The sequence below is a fragment of the Mycobacterium sp. IDUB_9 genome (assembly GCF_055419505.1).
Genome location: NZ_JBVAXU010000002.1, coordinates 352,703 through 370,164 on the forward strand (window position 1 = coordinate 352,703; position 17,462 = coordinate 370,164).

General features: G+C 66.7%; 21 protein-coding genes. 10 read left to right on the top strand and 11 right to left on the bottom strand.

From position 1 onward, the window contains the following. Position 1: 1 nt before the first annotated feature. The 4 genes from ACZY08_RS10265 to ACZY08_RS10280 all read right to left on the bottom strand — a co-directional run bounded on the left by ACZY08_RS10265 (position 2) and on the right by ACZY08_RS10280 (position 5,057). The gene (locus ACZY08_RS10265; protein ID WP_463744943.1) at positions 2–853 is read right to left on the bottom strand and encodes an LLM class F420-dependent oxidoreductase; all 852 of its coding nucleotides are present in this window, start codon (positions 851–853) and stop codon (positions 2–4) included. 24 nt (positions 854–877) lie between these two features. Further along, entirely contained in the window at positions 878–1,753 is an 876-nt protein-coding gene (locus tag ACZY08_RS10270) for an LLM class F420-dependent oxidoreductase (protein ID WP_463744942.1), read from the bottom strand. 79 nt (positions 1,754–1,832) lie between these two features. After that, a complete protein-coding gene (locus tag ACZY08_RS10275; RefSeq protein ID WP_463744941.1) occupies positions 1,833–3,332 on the bottom strand; it encodes an ATP-binding protein in 1,500 nt (499 codons plus the stop codon). Between the two features lie 33 nt (positions 3,333–3,365). Next, positions 3,366–5,057, bottom strand: coding sequence for an NAD(P)/FAD-dependent oxidoreductase (locus ACZY08_RS10280; RefSeq protein WP_463744940.1), 1,692 nt, complete (start codon positions 5,055–5,057; stop codon positions 3,366–3,368). A gap of 113 nt (positions 5,058–5,170) precedes the next feature. On the opposite strand from ACZY08_RS10280, the gene ACZY08_RS10285 reads away from it, so the two are divergent. Then, positions 5,171–5,638 carry an SRPBCC family protein gene (locus tag ACZY08_RS10285; RefSeq protein WP_463744939.1) on the top strand — a complete coding sequence of 156 codons (468 nt, stop codon included), beginning with the start codon at positions 5,171–5,173 and terminating at the stop codon, positions 5,636–5,638. A 3-nt stretch (positions 5,639–5,641) separates the two neighbouring features. Here ACZY08_RS10285 and ACZY08_RS10290 read toward each other — a convergent pair whose 3' ends face one another. Together ACZY08_RS10290 and ACZY08_RS10295 are read right to left on the bottom strand one after the other, a co-directional pair. Then, complete coding sequence (locus ACZY08_RS10290; RefSeq protein WP_463744938.1) at positions 5,642–7,156, bottom strand: flotillin family protein; 1,515 nt, start codon at positions 7,154–7,156, stop codon at positions 5,642–5,644. A 75-nt stretch (positions 7,157–7,231) separates the two neighbouring features. Beyond that, entirely contained in the window at positions 7,232–7,726 is a 495-nt protein-coding gene (locus tag ACZY08_RS10295; protein ID WP_463781812.1) for a hypothetical protein, read from the bottom strand. Positions 7,727–8,056: 330 nt separating this feature from the next. Here ACZY08_RS10295 and infA point away from each other — a divergent pair, with 330 nt between their 5' ends. The 8 genes from infA to truA all read left to right on the top strand — a co-directional run bounded on the left by infA (position 8,057) and on the right by truA (position 12,750). Further along, positions 8,057–8,278 (top strand): translation initiation factor IF-1, encoded by a 222-nt coding sequence (gene infA, locus ACZY08_RS10300; protein WP_003418601.1) that lies wholly within the window; start codon positions 8,057–8,059, stop codon positions 8,276–8,278. An 86-nt stretch (positions 8,279–8,364) separates the two neighbouring features. Then, the gene (gene rpmJ, locus ACZY08_RS10305; protein ID WP_003879483.1) at positions 8,365–8,478 is read left to right on the top strand and encodes a 50S ribosomal protein L36; all 114 of its coding nucleotides are present in this window, start codon (positions 8,365–8,367) and stop codon (positions 8,476–8,478) included. 222 nt (positions 8,479–8,700) lie between these two features. Continuing rightward, on the top strand, positions 8,701–9,075 hold the full coding sequence (rpsM, locus tag ACZY08_RS10310; RefSeq protein ID WP_166902746.1) for a 30S ribosomal protein S13: 375 nt from the start codon (positions 8,701–8,703) through the stop codon (positions 9,073–9,075). Between the two features lie 5 nt (positions 9,076–9,080). After that, complete coding sequence (gene rpsK, locus ACZY08_RS10315; protein ID WP_004571524.1) at positions 9,081–9,494, top strand: 30S ribosomal protein S11; 414 nt, start codon at positions 9,081–9,083, stop codon at positions 9,492–9,494. A 15-nt stretch (positions 9,495–9,509) separates the two neighbouring features. Then, positions 9,510–10,115 (top strand): 30S ribosomal protein S4, encoded by a 606-nt coding sequence (gene rpsD / locus ACZY08_RS10320; RefSeq protein WP_463744936.1) that lies wholly within the window; start codon positions 9,510–9,512, stop codon positions 10,113–10,115. Positions 10,116–10,188: 73 nt separating this feature from the next. Continuing rightward, the gene (locus ACZY08_RS10325) at positions 10,189–11,244 is read left to right on the top strand and encodes a DNA-directed RNA polymerase subunit alpha (RefSeq protein WP_463744935.1); all 1,056 of its coding nucleotides are present in this window, start codon (positions 10,189–10,191) and stop codon (positions 11,242–11,244) included. Between the two features lie 74 nt (positions 11,245–11,318). Next, on the top strand, positions 11,319–11,864 hold the full coding sequence (rplQ, locus tag ACZY08_RS10330) for a 50S ribosomal protein L17 (RefSeq protein ID WP_463744934.1): 546 nt from the start codon (positions 11,319–11,321) through the stop codon (positions 11,862–11,864). Between the two features lie 16 nt (positions 11,865–11,880). After that, the gene (truA, locus tag ACZY08_RS10335) at positions 11,881–12,750 is read left to right on the top strand and encodes a tRNA pseudouridine(38-40) synthase TruA (RefSeq protein ID WP_463745298.1); all 870 of its coding nucleotides are present in this window, start codon (positions 11,881–11,883) and stop codon (positions 12,748–12,750) included. A gap of 182 nt (positions 12,751–12,932) precedes the next feature. On the opposite strand, the gene ACZY08_RS10340 is transcribed toward truA, so the two are convergent. From ACZY08_RS10340 to ACZY08_RS10360, 5 genes are all read right to left on the bottom strand, one after another. Then, entirely contained in the window at positions 12,933–13,580 is a 648-nt protein-coding gene (locus ACZY08_RS10340) for a cutinase family protein (protein ID WP_463745297.1), read from the bottom strand. An 81-nt stretch (positions 13,581–13,661) separates the two neighbouring features. Then, positions 13,662–14,297, bottom strand: a complete 636-nt coding sequence (locus tag ACZY08_RS10345) for a cutinase family protein (RefSeq protein WP_463745296.1) — start codon at positions 14,295–14,297, stop codon at positions 13,662–13,664. Positions 14,298–14,381: 84 nt separating this feature from the next. Beyond that, on the bottom strand, positions 14,382–15,056 hold the full coding sequence (locus ACZY08_RS10350; RefSeq protein WP_463744933.1) for a cutinase family protein: 675 nt from the start codon (positions 15,054–15,056) through the stop codon (positions 14,382–14,384). Positions 15,057–15,081: 25 nt separating this feature from the next. After that, on the bottom strand, positions 15,082–15,744 hold the full coding sequence (locus ACZY08_RS10355) for a cutinase family protein (RefSeq protein WP_463745295.1): 663 nt from the start codon (positions 15,742–15,744) through the stop codon (positions 15,082–15,084). 25 nt (positions 15,745–15,769) lie between these two features. Then, positions 15,770–16,807 carry an EamA family transporter gene (locus ACZY08_RS10360; protein ID WP_463744932.1) on the bottom strand — a complete coding sequence of 346 codons (1,038 nt, stop codon included), beginning with the start codon at positions 16,805–16,807 and terminating at the stop codon, positions 15,770–15,772. Positions 16,808–16,898: 91 nt separating this feature from the next. Here ACZY08_RS10360 and ACZY08_RS10365 point away from each other — a divergent pair, with 91 nt between their 5' ends. Then, a complete protein-coding gene (locus tag ACZY08_RS10365) occupies positions 16,899–17,450 on the top strand; it encodes a CGNR zinc finger domain-containing protein (protein ID WP_463745294.1) in 552 nt (183 codons plus the stop codon). The last annotated feature ends 12 nt before the right edge of the window (positions 17,451–17,462 follow it).

Here is a 17,462-nt window from a genome sequence, read left to right on the forward strand (position 1 = left end):
GTCAGCCTTTCAGGCCCAGCGGGCCTGCCAATTCCGTCAGGGTCGGGATCAGCTTGTCGGGACCACCGAGAACCTGGATGGCGACATGGTCGGCGCCGTTGGCGACGTGTTGTTGCAGGCGCGCGGCGATGTTCTCGGCGGTGCCATGCGCGACAACGGCGTCGATCAGCTTGTCGCTACCCGGTTTGGCGATGTCGTCTTCGGTGAAACCGAGCCGCCGCCAGTTGTTCAGGTAGTTGCTCAGGCTCAGGTAGAAATCGACCGTCTCGCGCCCGACCGCGCGGGCCGCCGCGCCATCAGTGCTGAGCACCACCTTGTGCTCGGGTGCCAGGAACACCGTGTCGCCCAACACATCACGGGCATGAGCGGTGTGCTCGGGTGTCGTGAGATACGGGTGAGCGCCGGCGCTGCGCTGTGCCGAGAGCTTCAATACCTTGTCGCCCAGCGCGGCGATCACCAGCCGGCTGGTCGGTACCTTGGCCGCGTCCAGCACATCGAGATACTCGACCAGCGCGTCATAGGGTTTGCGGTATTCGTCGGTGTGCTCGGGATGCCCCACCCCGACGCCGAGCAGGAACCGGCCCGGGTGCGCGGCCTCGATGCGGTGGAACGATTCGGCGACCGTGTTGGCATCAGCCGTCCAGATGTTGACGATGCCGGTGGCCAGTTGAAGTGACTGCGTCCGCTCGAGGATGGGTTCGGCGAACGACAGATCGGCGGCCGGGGATCCACCCACCCACAGTGCGCCATAACCCAGATCCTCGATCTCGGCCGCCTGCTCAGGCTGGACAGCCCCGAACGTCCACACGCCGTAGCGACCCAGATCCGGCTTGAGCGAGAGAGATTCGGTCATCTGCGAGTCCTTATCTGTGGTCCTCTAGGCCAGGCCGAGCGGCCCGGCGAGTTCGGCCAGTGCAGGTACCAGTTTGTCCGGTGAGGTCAGCACTTGTACAGGCACATGGTCGGCGCCCGCATCGACGTGCTGGCGAAGCCGGGCGGCCACCTCGTCCACCGTGCCGTGCGCGACGACGGCGTCGATGAAGCGGTCGCTGCCCGGTTTGGCCAGGTCCTCGTCGGTGAAGCCCAGCCGCTTGAAGTTGTTGAGGTAGTTGGTCAGACCGAGGTAGATGTCGAGAGCCTTGCGGCCGATAGTGCGCGCCTTGTCTGTGCCAGCTGGGTCGTCCGTGGTGAGCACGGCCTTGTGTTCCGGGGCCAGGAACGCGTCGGGGCCGATCAGCTCGCGGGCCTGCGCGGTGTGTTCCGGTGTGGTCAGGTACGGGTGCGCGCCGGCCGAACGTGCCGCCGACAACTGCAGCACCTTCGGACCGAGCGCGGCGACGACCCGGCGGTGTCGCGGCACGCCGTACTCGTCGAGCTTGTCGAGGTACTCGGTGAGCGCGTCGAGCGGCTTGCGGTATTCGCCGGTCGCCTCCCGATGGCCGACGCCGATGCCGAGCAGGAACCGTCCCGGGTAGGCCGCCTCGATGCGGTGGAACGACTCGGCGACCGGACCGGCCGCCGCGCTCCAGATGTTCACGATGCCGGTGGCCAGCTGCAAGGTGGTGGTGGCGGCCAGGATCGGATCGATCCACTCCAGCTCCGCGGGCGGCGATCCGCCGGCCCAGATGGCGCCGTAACCGAGCCCTTCGATGTCCCGCAGCTGCTGCGGCGACAACTGCTGGAACTGCGAATAGTGGCCGAATGCACCGAACGTGCCGAGATCGGGCTTGGGTCCAGCTGTGGTCTGGGTCATGAATCTCTCAACTCGGGTCTCGCGGGTGGGTATTCCGAACCGATCACGCTGATTCTGGAACTGGCCGAGACCATGAGCGTCACTCCGATGCCGACGTCTCCGAGGTCTCCGACGGATTCCACGCTTCCGGGGCGGGGGCCTGCAGCGGCAACAGCACGATGAAGCGGGTGTCGCCCGGCTTGGACTGCACCCGCAGATCCCCATGGTGCTTTTCCACCACGATGCGCCACGCCAGATCCAGGCCCAGCCCGGTGCCCTCACCGAACGGTTTGGTGGTGAAGAACGGCGTGAAGATCCGGCTGATGTCCTCGGCGGGGATGCCCGGGCCGTCGTCGCAGATCTCTACCCGGATCATCTCGTCGGTCTCCCGCGACGTGCGCAGCGTCAGCGTGCCGTGGCCGCCCATCGCCTGGATCGCGTTGTCGATGATGTTGGTCCACACCTGATTGAGATCACCTGGGTAGCAATGCAATTGAGGAAGAGACTTGTCCAGTTCCTTGCAAAGGCTGACCGGCTTGTCCTTGCCGACCTTGTCGCCGAACATCATCATCGTGCTGCGCAGGCCTTCATGGACGTCGGCGCTCTGATAGGACCCGCGGTCCATCTGCGAGTACTGTTTGGCGCCGGCGAGCAGCGCCGAGATCCGCTTGCTGGCCTCGGCGATCTCGTTCATCCGCAGCTCGGTGTCGATGGTGTACTTCAGCCAGCCGAGGGCGGCCTGCAGGGTCGCCGAGGCCTCGCCGTCGCGCAGCGCGTCGTCGACCGACGCCGAGATGCGTTCCAGCCAGTCGATATCCAGCCCGGCCTCGACGAACGTCGGCGCGTAGTCCCAGGCACCCACGATGTCGTGGTCTTCGAGCCAGTCGCCCATCTCGTCTTCGCGGTCCGAGGTCTCCAGCGCGGTGAGCTCCAGCCCCTTGTTCTTGGCGACCTGCTCGGCGACCTCGTCCTGGATGGTCACCAGCATCCGCAGCGCCTGCGGGGTGAATTTGCCGTCGGCCAGCATCGCCAGCTTGTGCCGCATCTTGCCGACGCCCTCGCGCAGATCTGCCACGGCCCGGGCGGTCGCCGCTGCCGGGTTGTTGAGCTGATGGGTCAGCCCGGCGGTGATGTTGCCGAGGGCCAGCAGCTTCTCGCGCTGTCCGATGATCTGGCTCTGCCGCCGGCCGCCCACCTTGTGGCCCTCGAGCAGGTGCACCGCCATCGGGAACTCGGACTGCATGAACCCGGCGAACGCGTTGGCGTCGAGCACGAACACCCGCGACGGTTTCGTCAGGCGCACCGACGCCTCGTAGATGTGCTCCTCACCGGGGATGTAGGCCGACCAGGCGCCGAAGTACACGCCGCGCATGGAGGTGCGGTTGGTCTGGATGTCGACGCCGCCGGAGCGCTTCGACATCACCAGCTCACCGTCGAGCATCACGTAGAAGCACGTGGCCGGATCACCTTCGGTGACGATCGGGCCGGCCGGGAACTTCTCGATGCTGCCCGCCTGGCACAACGTGTCGAGCTGCTCGTCGGAAAGATCCTCGAACAGGAACAACGTCCGAAGTTCGTCCCGTACGCAGGTCTCGCCCATATCCGTCCTCAACTCCTCAGGCCTCGCCGGCCGTCACGCTTCTGCCAGGTAGCGGTGCACGAGCATCACAGCCATCGACCCTTCGCCGACGGCGGCAGCCACCCGCTTGGCGGATTCGGCGCGCACGTCTCCTGCAACAAACACACCGGGCACACTTGTTTCCAAGTGGTGCGGCGGACGCTCCAGCGACCAGCCGCACACGTCGCGCAGGTCAGGTCCGGCCAGGATGAACCCGTGGTCGTCGCGGGCCACCACGCCGTCGAGCCAATCGGTACGGGGCGTGGCGCCGATGAAGCAGCACAGGCGCGTCGCCCGCACCTCCTCGTGCTCGCCGGACTGCCGGTTCACCAGCTCAAGACCCACCAAGTGATCGTCCTCGCCGATGGCGCCGACCACCTCAGTACAGGTGCGCACGAAGATGTTGGGCGTCTGCTCGATCTGCTGGATCAGGTAGTACGACATCGACGACTCCAGCGAGGGCCCGCGCACCAGCAGCGTCACCGATTTCGCCTCGCGCGACATGAACATCGCGGCCTGCCCGGCGGAGTTGGCGCCGCCGACGATGTAGACGTCCTCGCCCCGACATTCGGAGGCGTCCGACACCGAGGCGCCGTAGTACACGCCGCGGCCGACATAGTTGTTCGGGTTGTCCGGATCGGCGAAACATCCCGGCACCGGGAGCTGGCGGTACTCGACGCCGGTGGCAAGGATGACCGCCCGGGCGCCGATGGTCTCGCCGTCGGCGAAGGTGATGGTGCGGGCCGCGCCCGCGATGTCGAGGGCGACGGCTTCGCGGGTGGTGATGACCTCGGCGCCGAACCGCTCGGCCTGCCTGCGGGCCGAAGTGGCCAGTTCGGCCCCCGACACCCCGGTCGGGAAGCCCAGGTAGTTCTCGATCCGCGAACTGCGACCGGCCTGCCCGCCCGTGGTGGTGCCCTCGATCAGCACGGTCTTGAGACCTTCGGAGGCCCCGTACACCGCGGCCGCCAGACCCGCCGGGCCACCGCCGATCACCGCGAGGTCGTACATGGTCAGCGACGGGGTGGTCGACAGGCCCAGCATGTCGGCGAGTTCACCGTCACTGGGCTCGACCAGCGTCTCACCGCCCTCGGTGATCACCACGGGCAGCAGCAGACCGTCCAGCCCGGCAGCGTCCAGGAGCTGACGCCCCGTGGGTTCGTCGGAGGTGAACGCGCGGAAAGTGTGCTGATTGCGGGCCAGGAACTGACGCACCTCCCAGGACCGCGAACTCCACTGATGCCCGATCACCTTGGTGTGCGGGATGGCCCGGTCGCCGACGGCGTGCCAGGCCTCCAACAGGCCGTCGATCACCGGGTACAACTTCTCCTCGGGTGGGTCCCACGGCTTGAGCAGATAGTGGTCGAGGTCCACGACATTGATGGCGGCGATGGCCGCGGTGGTGTCGGCGTACGCCGTCAACAGCACCCGGCGCGCCATCGGGTAGAGGTCCATCGCCGATTCCAGGAATTCGATGCCGCTCATCTGCGGCATCCGGTAGTCGGCGACAAACACCGCGACCGTGTCGCCGCGCAGCTTCAACTCGTTGAGGGTCTCCAGGGCGTCCGGGCCGGATTCGGCACGAACGATTCGGTAGCGCTCGCCGTAGTGGCGGCGCAGATCGCGGGCGACGGCCCGCGACACCGCCGGGTCGTCGTCCACGGTCAGGATCACGGGTTTACGGGGCTGGGAGGCAGGGCCAGTCATCGCTACCAAGTATGCGCCGCCAGTCCAGCGGATATCGGGCCAGGTCGCCACCTTCGCCCACGTCATCACCGCATCAACCGAGCGGATTCCCGCCGGCTCCTAGAATCCGGTTCGTGACTGTTCTCGAATTCGCCGATTCGGTTGTTGTTGCGCTTGACCCGGATTCGACCTACGCCCTGGTCTCCGATATCTCGCGAATGGGGCAGTGGAGCCCGATCTGTAAGTCGTGTTGGTGGGACGACCCCGCCGCGGGCGCGATCGCCGGCGCCTGGTTCACCGGCCGCAACGTCACGCCGCAGCGCACCTGGGACACCCGCAGTCGGGTCGTCGTTGCCGATCCCGGCCGTCAGTTCACCTGGGAGGTCAACGACGGCTGGGTCCGGTGGGGCTTCCATCTCGAACCTGCCAAGGGCGGTACGAAGATCACCCAGGCCTGGACCTTCTTGCCGAAGGGCATCGCCGGCTTCCAAGACCGCTTCGGTGAGCGAGCCGATGCCGAGATCGCAGCGCGCAGTGAGGCCGCAGTCACCGGCATCCCCGAAACCCTCGCGGCGATCAAAGCCACCGCCGAGGCCGGTTGACCGTCAGTTCTCGGCAGGTTGCCCGTTTCGATTCAGCATGGACGCCACGTCGATGCCCGAGGCCTTGAGCGCCTCCAGGATGTTGGCCACCGCGAGCGGGCTGACGCCGAGCAGGCCGCCGATGGCGTCCTGGGTGTCCCGTGACCCGCCGATGATGGAGAGCCGCTCGATCTCGGCCAGCGGGGAGGCGGCGGCTTCGGTGGCCTTGACCACCGAGGCCAGCACGTCGGGCAGCATCAGCAGACGCGCGGCGTCGGCCGAGTAGCCGTTGAGCGCTGCGGCGATCTCCTTCTTACCGTTGGCCTCGGCCAGCAGTTTGGCCTCGATACCGGCGGCCTCGGCCTGCTGCTCGACCCGCAGTGCGTCCGCCAGTTCTTTCTTGCCGGCGGCCTCGGCGACCAGTTTGGCCTGCAGGCTGTCCGCTTCGGCCTGCTTCTCGACCCGCAGCGCGTCGGCGGCGGCTTTGCGGGCATCGGCGTCGGCCTGCCCCTTGCGCCGCTCGGACTCGGCCGCGGCCTCGGCGGCCAGGATCGTGGACTGCCGCTGTCCTTCGGCCAGCGCGATATCGGCCTGTCGTTTCGCCTCGGCCGGCGCGATCACGTCGGCCTGCAAGGCCGCCTGGGCCTGCTCGGCACGACGCTGCTCCACTTCGATGCGGGCCTGCACCCGGGCCGCCTCGGCCTGTTCGGTGGCGATGCCGACGTCCTTCTGGGCACGGGCATTGGCCAGCGGTCCGGCCTGATCGGCCTGGGCGTTCTCGGCCTCGGTCTGTGCGCGCAACCGGGCCAGTTCGACGTCGCGCTTCTGGTTGGCGGTCGCGATGGCGGTGTCGGCCTCGGCTTGGGCGATGGACCCCTCCTGGCGGGCCTTGGCCGACCGGATCTGCGCGTCGCGTTCGGCCTCGGCGGTGCCGACCGTGGCATCACGCTTGACCTCGGCGATGCGCCGCTGGCCGAGCGACTTCAGGTAGTCGTTGGCATCGGAGATGCCGGCGATCTTGAGGACGTCGACCTCCATGCCGATGCGGGAGAGGTCGCCGCCGGCCTCCTCGACCACGCTGCGGGCCAGGCTGTCGCGGTTCGAGTTCAGATCCTCGACGGTCATGGTCGCGGTGATGCCGCGCAGGCTGCCGGCCAGGATCTCGTTGATCTGGCGCTGCAACTCGTTGAGGTCGGAGGTCAGGAACCGCTGGACCGCCGTCTGCACGGCCTCGTCGGCCGAGCCGATACGGACCAGGCCGACCGCCTCGACATTGACCGGGACGCCGTTGTTGGACAGCGCGTTCTGCAGGTTGATGCTGACGTTGAACGGTTCCAGGCTCATGATGTCGACCCGCTCGATGCCGGGCATCCGGAACCGAGCCCCGCCGCGGACCACCTTGGGTGTGCCACGGCCGGTGAACACGGCCACCTCGTTGGGCGGGACCTTGATGTAGTTCTTGACGTAGACCATCGGCAGCACCACCAGGATGAGGATCGCGGCGATGGCGGCGAGGACGACGATGAGCAGCAGGGACACGGTGGTGCCTTTCTCAGTGGGTCAGTGCTCGGGAACGGCTCAGGTTTCTGGAACGGCTCAGGTCTCTGGAACAGCTCAGGTCTCTGGAACAGCGACGACGTGGACGAAGTCGGGATCGATATCGGCGATGTAGACGCGAGTGGATTTGGGTAACGCGGCCACTTCGTCGCTCTTCGCGCGGGAGAAGACGCGGTTGCCGTCGGCGTCGACGAAGGAGACCTCACCCCAGCCGCCGGGCGGGACCTCGAGGGTGACGGTGCCGAGCAGGCCGACATAGGACGACCGGCCCCGGTGCGAGTTGGACTGCTGGCGGCGCATGTAGGGGAGCAGCAGCCCGTTGAGGGCGAAAACCAGCACGATGGCGCAGGCAGCCGCCAGCGCCGCGCTCCACACGGTGCCCAGCCCCACCCAGGTGCCGATCAGGCCTCCGGTGCCGGCACCGAGCAGGGCGACCGACAGTCCGGTCAGGCTCAGGAAGGGCATTCCGTCCCCGTGCCCGACGTCGGCGAGCAGCAGAGCGGCCAGTACAGCGATGCCGCCGACGACGAATGCGGCCAGGTACACAGCCATCACGTGCTCGTGGTCTCCGTTCGCCGGGTGCGGATCAGTCCGTACCATTCTCACCTGTGCCGCGGCTGCGCCGTCGCACCAATCTGCGGCGGGCATATCGGGCAGCCGGAGCTGATCAGCCGTGATTTTGGTACAGGCCGCGAAGCGAGTATCGTGGACCAACGGTGCGGCTATCGTGCCGACTTTTTGCGTGCTCCGCCTTGGAACTGCTGAATTTCTGCAATTTCGCTTTGACCGGCTCACGTCGCGAAGTCGGTCGGCGGCGGCACCACCACGGGCTGCATTGCGACTGATGAAGCTACGAAACGAAAGCAAGGATCGCCGAAAAGTATGGCCAAGAAAGACGGTGCCATCGAGGTCGAGGGTCGCGTGGTCGAACCTCTGCCCAATGCGATGTTCCGCATTGAGCTGGAGAACGGACACAAGGTCTTGGCCCACATCAGCGGCAAGATGCGGCAGCACTACATCCGCATCCTGCCCGAGGACCGGGTAGTGGTGGAGCTCTCTCCTTACGACCTGTCCCGGGGCCGCATCGTGTACCGGTACAAGTGACCCGATAGAAGCCCGACCAGTAACGACGAGACCGGTGACGTGCGTGCCTGCACGCCACCAACAGAGCCAGAAGGATCGAAACAGCCGTGAAGGTGAACCCGAGCGTCAAGCCCATCTGCGATAAGTGCAGGGTGATCCGCCGGCATGGGCGGGTCATGGTGATCTGCAGCGATCCCCGCCACAAGCAGCGGCAGGGCTGATGAGCGCTTGCGTGACGAGCAATTAGTCGCGCTGTCGCTCATCTCACCACAACTGAATGATGAACCCCCAGCACCACTGAGCGGATAGGCCGCTCACTCGTGATGCGAGCCAACGGCAAGCATCCACGTCCGGTACGGAGGCCGGACCCCGGGGAGCCCTTAGGGGCTGATGGGAACGGGCTGGGACCAGACCTCCGCAGAGAACAAGAGGAATAGCACACAATGGCTAGACTTGTGGGCGTTGATCTTCCGCGCGACAAGCGCATGGAGATCGCGCTGACCTACATTTTCGGCATCGGCCGGACCCGTTCGAACGAGATCCTCGCCGCGACGGGCATCGACAAGGACATGCGCACCAAGGACCTGACCGACGATCAGGTGTCCGTTCTGCGCGAATACATCGAAGGCAACCTCAAGGTTGAGGGTGACCTGCGCCGCGAGGTGCAGGCCGACATTCGCCGCAAGATCGAGATCGGCTGCTACCAGGGCCTGCGGCACCGCCGTGGCCTGCCGGTGCGTGGCCAGCGGACCAAGACCAACGCGCGTACCCGCAAGGGCCCCAAGCGCACCATCGCCGGCAAGAAGAAGGCTAGGTAACCCCGATGGCACCACCGAAGAAGGCCGCGGGCGCCAAGCGCGGTAAGACCACCCGGCGCCGGGAAAAGAAGAACGTTCCGCACGGCGCTGCGCACATCAAGAGCACGTTCAACAACACGATCGTCTCGATCACCGACCCTCAGGGCAACGTCATCGCCTGGGCGTCGTCGGGTCACGTCGGCTTCAAGGGTTCGCGTAAGTCGACCCCGTTCGCCGCACAGCTGGCCGCCGAGAACGCCGCTCGCAAGGCACAGGAGCACGGCGTCAAGAAGGTCGACGTGTTCGTGAAGGGCCCGGGTTCGGGCCGCGAGACCGCCATCCGCTCGCTGCAGGCCGCTGGCCTCGAGGTGGGCGCGATTTCCGATGTCACCCCGCAGCCGCACAACGGTTGCCGTCCGCCCAAGCGGCGCCGGGTCTAGGAGGAATAGAGACTCATGGCACGTTATACCGGCCCCGCCACCCGCAAGTCGCGTCGTCTCGGCGTCGACCTGATCGGTGGAGATCAGTCGTTCGAGAAGCGCCCCTACCCGCCCGGCCAGCATGGTCGCGCGCGGATCAAGGAGAGCGAATACCGCACCCAGCTGCAGGAGAAGCAGAAGGCTCGCTTCACCTACGGCGTGCTGGAGAAGCAGTTCCGCAAGTACTACGAAGAGGCCAACCGCAAGGCAGGCAAGACGGGTGAGAACCTGCTCCAGATCCTGGAGACCCGCCTGGACAACGTGGTGTACCGCGCCGGCCTGGCGCGCACCCGCCGGATGGCCCGTCAGCTGGTCAGCCACGGTCACTTCACCGTCAACGGTGTCAAGGTGAACATCCCGAGCTACCGGGTGACGCAGTACGACATCATCGACGTCAAGGAAAAGTCGCTCAACACCCTGCCCTTCGAGGTTGCTCGGCAGACCGCGGGTGAGCGTCCGATCCCGTCGTGGCTGCAGGTCGTCGGCGAGCGTCAGCGCATCCTGGTGCACCAGCTGCCTGAGCGCGCTCAGATCCAGGTGCCGCTCGCCGAACAGCTCATCGTCGAGTTCTACTCGAAGTAATGACTTATCGGCCGTTCGGCCGGTAGGTACCCAGACGGCATCAAATAGCGGGTGCCGAGAAGGAGAAGAACACATGCTGATCTCTCAGCGACCCACACTGGCCGAGGAAGCCCTCGCCGAAAACCGTTCCAAGTTCGTCATCGAGCCGCTGGAGCCCGGTTTCGGTTACACGCTGGGTAACTCGCTGCGGCGCACGCTGCTGTCGTCCATTCCAGGCGCGGCAGTCACGAGCATCCGCATCGACGGTGTGCTGCACGAGTTCACCACCGTCCCCGGGGTGAAGGAAGACGTCACCGACATCATCCTGAACCTCAAGGGTCTGGTCGTGTCCTCCGAGGAGGACGAGCCGGTCACCATGTACCTGCGCAAGCAGGGTCCCGGTGCGGTCACCGCCGGCGACATCGTTCCGCCGGCCGGTGTGACGGTGCACAACCCGGACATGCACATCGCCACCCTGAACGACAAGGGCAAGCTGGAGGTCGAGCTCGTCGTCGAGCGCGGTCGCGGTTACGTCCCCGCCGTGCAGAACAAGGCCTCGGGTGCCGAGATCGGCCGTATCCCGGTCGATTCCATCTACAGCCCCGTGCTGAAGGTGACCTACAAGGTTGAGGCCACCCGTGTCGAGCAGCGCACCGACTTCGACAAGCTGATTCTCGACGTCGAGACCAAGAACTCGATCAGCCCGCGCGACGCTCTGGCGTCCGCCGGCAAGACCCTGGTCGAATTGTTCGGTCTGGCACGGGAACTCAACGTCGAGGCCGAGGGTATCGAGATCGGGCCGTCGCCGGCCGAGGCAGACCACATCGCCAGCTTCGCGCTGCCGATCGACGATCTGGACCTGACCGTCCGCTCGTACAACTGCCTCAAGCGCGAGGGTGTGCACACGGTGGGCGAGCTCGTCGCCCGCACGGAGTCCGATCTGCTGGACATCCGTAACTTCGGCCAGAAGTCCATCGACGAGGTGAAGATCAAGCTGCACCAGCTGGGTCTCTCGCTCAAGGACAGCCCGGCCACGTTCGATCCGTCGGAGGTCGCCGGCTACGACGCCGCCACCGGCACCTGGACTGCGGACGCCGGCGGTTACGACCTGGACGACACCCAGGACTACGCCGAGACCGAGCAGCTGTAACTCAGCTCTACAAGTACACAGCCGTCCCGGTCCTACCTGATACGGGGGCCGGCCCCATTTAGGAGATAGTCGCAATGCCCAAGCCCACAAAGGGTGCCCGCCTCGGCGGGTCGTCCTCACACCAGAAGGCGATCCTTGCCAACCTGGCAACCTCGCTGTTCGAGCACGGCCGTATCAAGACGACCGAGCCGAAGGCACGGGCGCTGCGTCCGTACGCCGAGAAGCTGATCACCCACGCCAAGAAGGGTGAGCTGCACAACCGGCGCGAGGTGATGAAGAAGATCCGCGACAAGGACGTCGTGCACGTTCTGTTCGCCGAGATCGGCCCCTTCTTCGCCGACCGCGAGGGTGGCTACACCCGCATCATCAAGGTGGAGGCACGCAAGGGCGACAACGCCCCCATGGCAGTCATCGAGCTGGTGCGGGAGAAGACCGTGACCTCTGAGGCCGAAAGGGCTCGCCGGAGCCGCTCCGGCGGCGACATCCAGTCCGGCGCCGCCGCCGCGCAGGCCGAGGCTCCCGCTGAGGATGCTGTCGAAGAGGCCGAGGCTCCTGAGGCCGAGGCGACCGAGGAGGCTCCCTCCGACGAGGCAGCTTCTGAGGATGAAGCCAAGTCCTAACCAGGCATTGAACGACATGCCCGCCATCGATTCCGGTGGCGGGCATGTCGCATCAATCCGCCTGCGGCTCGACGTAGCCTACGACGGAACCGATTTCGCGGGTTGGGCCACGCAGGTCGGTCAGCGCACCGTCGCCGGCGTGATCGATGAGGCGCTGTCCACGGTGTTTCGCACACCGGTGGTGACGCGCACCGCGGGCCGTACCGATACCGGGGTGCATGCCACCGGCCAGGTCGCCCATGTCGACGTTCCGGTCGAGGCCGTCGCGCACGCCTATCCGCGGACCACCTATCCCGGTGACGCCGAGTTCACTCCGCTGGTGCGGCGATTGGCCCGGCTGCTGCCGGCCGACGTCCGGATCCGCGACATCGTGCGGGCGCCCGCGGGTTTCGACGCCAGGTTCTCGGCACTGCGTCGGCACTACACCTACCGGCTGTGCCTGGCCCCGTACGGGGTCGAGCCGGCCGAAACGCGGTTCGTCACGCCGTGGTCGAAGCCGTTGGACCTTGATGCGATGGCTGCCGCATCGCGGGAGTTGGTGGGACTCAACGATTTTGCCGCATTCTGCCGGCACCGCCCTGGCGCCACCACGATCCGTGACCTGCAGCGGCTGGAATGGGTGCGTGGCGGCTTCTATGTGACGGCGTATGTCACCGCGGATGCCTTCTGCTGGAACATGGTTCGCTCGCTGGTCGGCGCGATGCTCGCGGTGGGCGAAGGTAGGCGGTCGCCCGAGTGGACGGCCGGGCTACTGGGCGCGACGAGCCGGTCCAGTGATTTCGCCGCTGCGCCGGCGCGTGGGCTGACTCTCGTGCAGGTCGACTACCCGCCCGATGACCAGCTGGCCGGCCGGAACACGATCACCCGGGACATGCGCACGCTCTGAGGCCTTGCGGCGAACGGGAGTCAGTTGTCCACAGGTTCGGTCTCCGCATGTGTCCACTTCGGGCCGCTGTGACGAACGTGCAGGTTCTCCTTGCGGTCTCGCCGTCTCGCCGTCTCGCCGTAAAAGGCCGCACGTTGGTCACAGCGTCGCGAAGGTGGGTGATGACCGGAGAGACCTGACACTCACAGTCGGGCGGCGACGAACTTGGCCGCCTGCGCCACCATGCCCGAACGGATGTAGCCGGGCGCCAGATGGTCCTGCCACCCCGCCCGCCAGTTGTACGGGCTGCTCGGGTTACAGACCGGGTCGTCGCTGTGACACAGGTCGATGGTGCGGCTCTGATACGTCGGGTTCAACAACGTGATCGGGCCGGCCCAGTTTGCGCCGTTGCCGAACAATGCCACTGCCGCGATGTGCCGGTCGGTGCCACGCGGCAGCGGACTGTTGAAGGTGAACGCCGAAACCGGCATGGCCAGAACGAGATCGGTGGCGGCGGCGCCCAACGAATAACCGCCCAGTACGAGCTTGGTCCTCGGACAGTTGCGGGTCATCCACTGCACGTGCCGGCTCATGTCGTTGGCGCCCACGTCGACCTGGGTATCCGCCGGGTAGTTCACCGGATAGAAGCTGATATTCGGCCCTCGGAGGGCTCGCAGCGTCTTGATGAATGCGGTGCCGACCTGACCCGGGCCCGGGGGCTCCATCCGGCCGCGGGCGAACACCACTTCCGCCGCTGGGCATACGGCGCCACGGGCGACGCCAATCATGCTGGGCGCTACCGTCATCGGCGTCACGACGGCAGTCAGGGTGGTGATGAGCGCGGTGAACATCCGGCGGACAATCACGCATACGATGGTATTGACGGCCACGTCGAGAATAGGTGCCGGTCAGGCAACGATCCGGCGACGAACCTAGAGCTTGCCCGCTACGAAATCCGCGGCCTGGTTGACCATTCCGCCGTCGATGTAGGCGCCGGCCAGGTGATCGGGCCAGTTGTTCTTCCAGGTGTCGGGATCGGCCGGGTTACAGATCGGATCGGCGCCGTGGCACAACTCGATGGTCCGGTCGCCGTAGACCGGGCTGATGAAGTTCGTGATCGGACCTGCCCATGCGGATCCGTTGCCGAACAGCGCGACCGCCGCGATGTGCGTGTCCGCGCCTGCCGGCAGCGGATTCTTGAAGCCGAAGCCGGTGAACGGAACGGCCAGCGCCACGTCGGCGACCGCCGCACCCAGCGAGTACCCACCGATCACCAGCCGGGTATCCGGGCAGTTGTTCATCATGTATTGGATGTGCTGGCTCATGTCGTTGGCACCGATGTCGACCTCGGTGTCAGCCGGGTACCGGACGGCGTAGACGCCGATGTTCTTGTGGACGCGGGACCGCAGCGCGCTCACGAACGCGTTGCCCAGCGTGCCGGTGCCTGCGGGTTCAGTGCGCCCCCGGGCGAAGACCACCTCGATCGGCGAGCATGGGGCGGCGTTGGCCACGGCTGGGGATCCAGGCAGGACAGCTGAAGCGACAGGCAGGACAGCGACAGCCGCCACGATGACGGCGCCCGCACAGATCCATCGCCGGAGCCGTCGGCCGGCAAAAAGTTCGACCACCTAGGCGATCGTAGCGGACGAGAGCTACAACAACCCGGCGACGAAGTTTGCGGCGTCATTGGCTGGGCCTTCGTATGCCCGGTGCGCCTGAACGCTGTCGCCGTCGCCACAGATCGGATCGCCCGGGTTGCACAGGTCGATGGCGCGCGATCCGTAAACCGGGCTGGATGTCAGCGGCAAGCCCAGCTTGGCCGACGGGTTGCCGAAGACGGCCACGGCGGCGACGTGTTCGGGGACGTTCGGCGGTAGCGGTGCGTTGAAGCCGACGGCCGGGAACGGGACGGCGGCGATCACGTCGATCACTGCGGCGCCCTGCGAGTACCCGCCCAGCACCAGCCGGGTGGCGGGGCAGTTGTCCACCATCCACTGGATATGGCCGGAGGCGTCGTTGGCGCCGCCGGCCGCGGCCAGGAAGTCGAAGCTGGCCGGATAACTCACCGCGTAAGCGCCGACCGAACGGCCACCGACCTTGTTGCGCAGCGAACTGACGAACGCGTTGCCGATGCGGCCCAGGCCGGCGGTGTCATTGGTGCCGCGGGCAAAGACCACCTCGATGTCGGGGCAGTCCGCGGCTTTGGCCATGGGGAGGCCCAGCCCTGCGGTGGGGGTGGGCACCAGAACCGGTGCGACGACGGCGGCGGCAGCGGTGAGCGCTGCCGCCACGAACACAGTGCAACGACGAACAAGATCAATGGCCACGTCAAATCCTAACGTCGGGTGCCGGCTAGACAATTCCGGCGACGAAGTTGGCGGCCTGATCCGCCATGCCCACGTAGTCACTGTGAGCGAAGGGATTCCGGCCGCGTGAGCAGATCGGGTCCCCGTCTTTGCAGATGTCGATCGACTTGCCTCCGAACACCGAGGAGGTGATCGGAATGCCGAATTTCGTCGACGGGTTGCCGAACACGGCGACGGCCGCGATCTGGGGCACCAGATCGCCCGCGAGCGGCGGCGCCGATCCGATCTCCCCGACCTTGTTGCCGAGCGGGGGGATTCCGGCCAGCATGTCCACGACGGCGGCGCCCTGTGAGTAGCCGCCGAGTACGACCCGCGTGGACGGGCAGCTGGACGCCAGTGTGGCGATGCGGTTGGCGGCGTCGTTGGCGCCGTCGGCGGCGGCCAGGAAGTCGTAGCTGGCCGGGTAGTTCACCGCATAGGTGCTCACGGAGCGGCCGCCGACCTGTGACTGCAGCGCATCGGCGAATGCCTGGCCCGGCCGGCCCAGGCCGGGCGCATCATTGGTGCCACGGGCGAAGATGACCTCGATGTCGGAGCACGGCGCGGCCGTGGCGGGCGCAGCCAGGGCCAGTGGCAAAGCGGCGCTGACCAGCGTTGAAGCAATCGCGGCCACCCGGGCCGACTTCCGGAGGAGACTCACGGGGGACATCGTCACACAAAATGGTTAGCCACGGCTAATCGTTTGCCGCCTCCACGGTCTCCGGCAGCGGCAGGTCGGGCCAGGTGGCTCTCTCGATCTGGGTGGCCGCCTCGGGATCCGACTGCTCACTGCGGTCACCCTGGCGGGCCACCGCCAGGCCCACCAGCACCACCGCGCCGCCGATCGCCTGGCTCGCCGACATGGCTTCCCCGAGCATGATCCACGCGATGAGGACCGCGAACAGCACCTCGGACAGCCCGATCAGCGACGCGAAGCGGGGCTTGAGCCGGGCGATCCCGACGATGCCCAGGGTGTAGGCCAGGGCGGTGGGGATCAGGCCGAGTGCGATCACCGGCACCAGCCATGCGGTGGTGTGCCCGGCGATCGTCACGGAATTCGTCGTGAAGGTCAGCGGCATGATGCCGGTGACGCCGAGGAGCGTGACGGCGCCGGTGCCGACGATCAGCCCACCGGCGGCCAGGCTGATCGGGCTGAGCCCGTCGCCGTCGGTGCTGGCCTGGTTGGACATCATGAAGTAGCAGGCGGCGCACACGGCGGCGGCCAGGCCCCAGCTCACGCCTGCGAGGTTGATCTGGGCGCCGCTGAATACGTTGAGCACCAGGACGATGCCGGCGATGGCGACGGCCACGCCGGAAAAGGTCATGGCGCTGGGGCGGTGCCGGCTGGTGGCCCAGACCCAGCCGACGACGAGAATCGGCGCGGTGTACTCGAGCAGGAGGGCCACGCCGACCGACAGGTGCGCCACGGCGTTGTAGTAGCAGAGTTGCGCGCCCGCGATCGGGATCAGGCCGTAGCCGACGACGGTCTTGGCGTGGTCGAGCACCTCACGGATCCAGCCGGGCCGGACGATGGAGGCGAAGGCCACCATCATGAGCGCGCCGCCGGCGAGACGGGCGGTGACGGCCGCGGTGGGACTCCAGCCGGATTCCATCAGCGCTTTGGCGAACGGACCCGATGAGCCGAACGCCAGCGCGGAGCTGACGGCGAACATCAGGCCGAGCCGAAAGTGGTTATCGGCGGTCGTGCGGTCAAGCTGGGCTTCGGCAGTCATCGGTACACCTCCCCGAGGCATGTCATGAGTAAAGTGGATTATGGTAATGACGGTAGAAGTGACGCTACGACGACAGGGGGTCATGAGTCAAATGCTTTTTACCTATGACACGGAGCTCACGCTCCGGGCCGCGATGGTGTTGGTGAACACCGATCGGGTAGAAGGCGAACAACTGTCCGGTCAGGCGGATCTCAACGCCTATCTGGATGAGTTCGGTTGGACCGGGCGGCGCGATCGCGACGACGCCGAGCTGGAGGCCGTGCGCGCGCTGCGCGGGCGGGTGGGGGAGATCTGGGCGGTGGCCGACGATGAGGAGGAGACGGTCCGGCGGGTCAACGCCCTGTTGAGCGACACCAAGGCGGCGCCGTGGCTGACCCGGCACCAGGAGATGCCGGAATGGCACCTGCACCTGGCGTCGGTCGATGATCCGCTGGCCCAGCGGATGGGCGCCGAGATGGCGATGGCCCTCGCCGATCTGATCCGCGGCGGTGAACTGCGCCGCCTCAAGATCTGCGCGGCCCCGGACTGTGAGGCGGTGCTGACCGACCTGTCGCGCAACCGCTCCCGCATCTTCTGCGACACCGGCAACTGCGGTAACCGTCAGCACGTCGCGGCCTACCGGCAGCGTCAGCGCACCGACTAGTGGCTGGGTAAA

Coding starts and splice junctions, on each gene's coding strand:
- ACZY08_RS10265 (WP_463744943.1), bottom strand. CDS start 853: ATGACCGAATCTCTCTCGCTCAAGCCGGATCTGGGTCGCTACGGCGTG.
- ACZY08_RS10270 (WP_463744942.1), bottom strand. CDS start 1,753: ATGACCCAGACCACAGCTGGACCCAAGCCCGATCTCGGCACGTTCGGT.
- ACZY08_RS10275 (WP_463744941.1), bottom strand. CDS start 3,332: ATGGGCGAGACCTGCGTACGGGACGAACTTCGGACGTTGTTCCTGTTC.
- ACZY08_RS10280 (WP_463744940.1), bottom strand. CDS start 5,057: ATGACTGGCCCTGCCTCCCAGCCCCGTAAACCCGTGATCCTGACCGTG.
- ACZY08_RS10295 (WP_463781812.1), bottom strand. CDS start 7,726: ATGGCTGTGTACCTGGCCGCATTCGTCGTCGGCGGCATCGCTGTACTG.
- infA (WP_003418601.1), top strand. CDS start 8,057: ATGGCCAAGAAAGACGGTGCCATCGAGGTCGAGGGTCGCGTGGTCGAA.
- rpsM (WP_166902746.1), top strand. CDS start 8,701: ATGGCTAGACTTGTGGGCGTTGATCTTCCGCGCGACAAGCGCATGGAG.
- rpsK (WP_004571524.1), top strand. CDS start 9,081: ATGGCACCACCGAAGAAGGCCGCGGGCGCCAAGCGCGGTAAGACCACC.
- rpsD (WP_463744936.1), top strand. CDS start 9,510: ATGGCACGTTATACCGGCCCCGCCACCCGCAAGTCGCGTCGTCTCGGC.
- ACZY08_RS10325 (WP_463744935.1), top strand. CDS start 10,189: ATGCTGATCTCTCAGCGACCCACACTGGCCGAGGAAGCCCTCGCCGAA.
- rplQ (WP_463744934.1), top strand. CDS start 11,319: ATGCCCAAGCCCACAAAGGGTGCCCGCCTCGGCGGGTCGTCCTCACAC.
- truA (WP_463745298.1), top strand. CDS start 11,881: ATGCCCGCCATCGATTCCGGTGGCGGGCATGTCGCATCAATCCGCCTG.
- ACZY08_RS10340 (WP_463745297.1), bottom strand. CDS start 13,580: ATGTTCACCGCGCTCATCACCACCCTGACTGCCGTCGTGACGCCGATG.
- ACZY08_RS10355 (WP_463745295.1), bottom strand. CDS start 15,744: ATGTCCCCCGTGAGTCTCCTCCGGAAGTCGGCCCGGGTGGCCGCGATT.
- ACZY08_RS10360 (WP_463744932.1), bottom strand. CDS start 16,807: ATGACTGCCGAAGCCCAGCTTGACCGCACGACCGCCGATAACCACTTT.
- ACZY08_RS10365 (WP_463745294.1), top strand. CDS start 16,899: ATGCTTTTTACCTATGACACGGAGCTCACGCTCCGGGCCGCGATGGTG.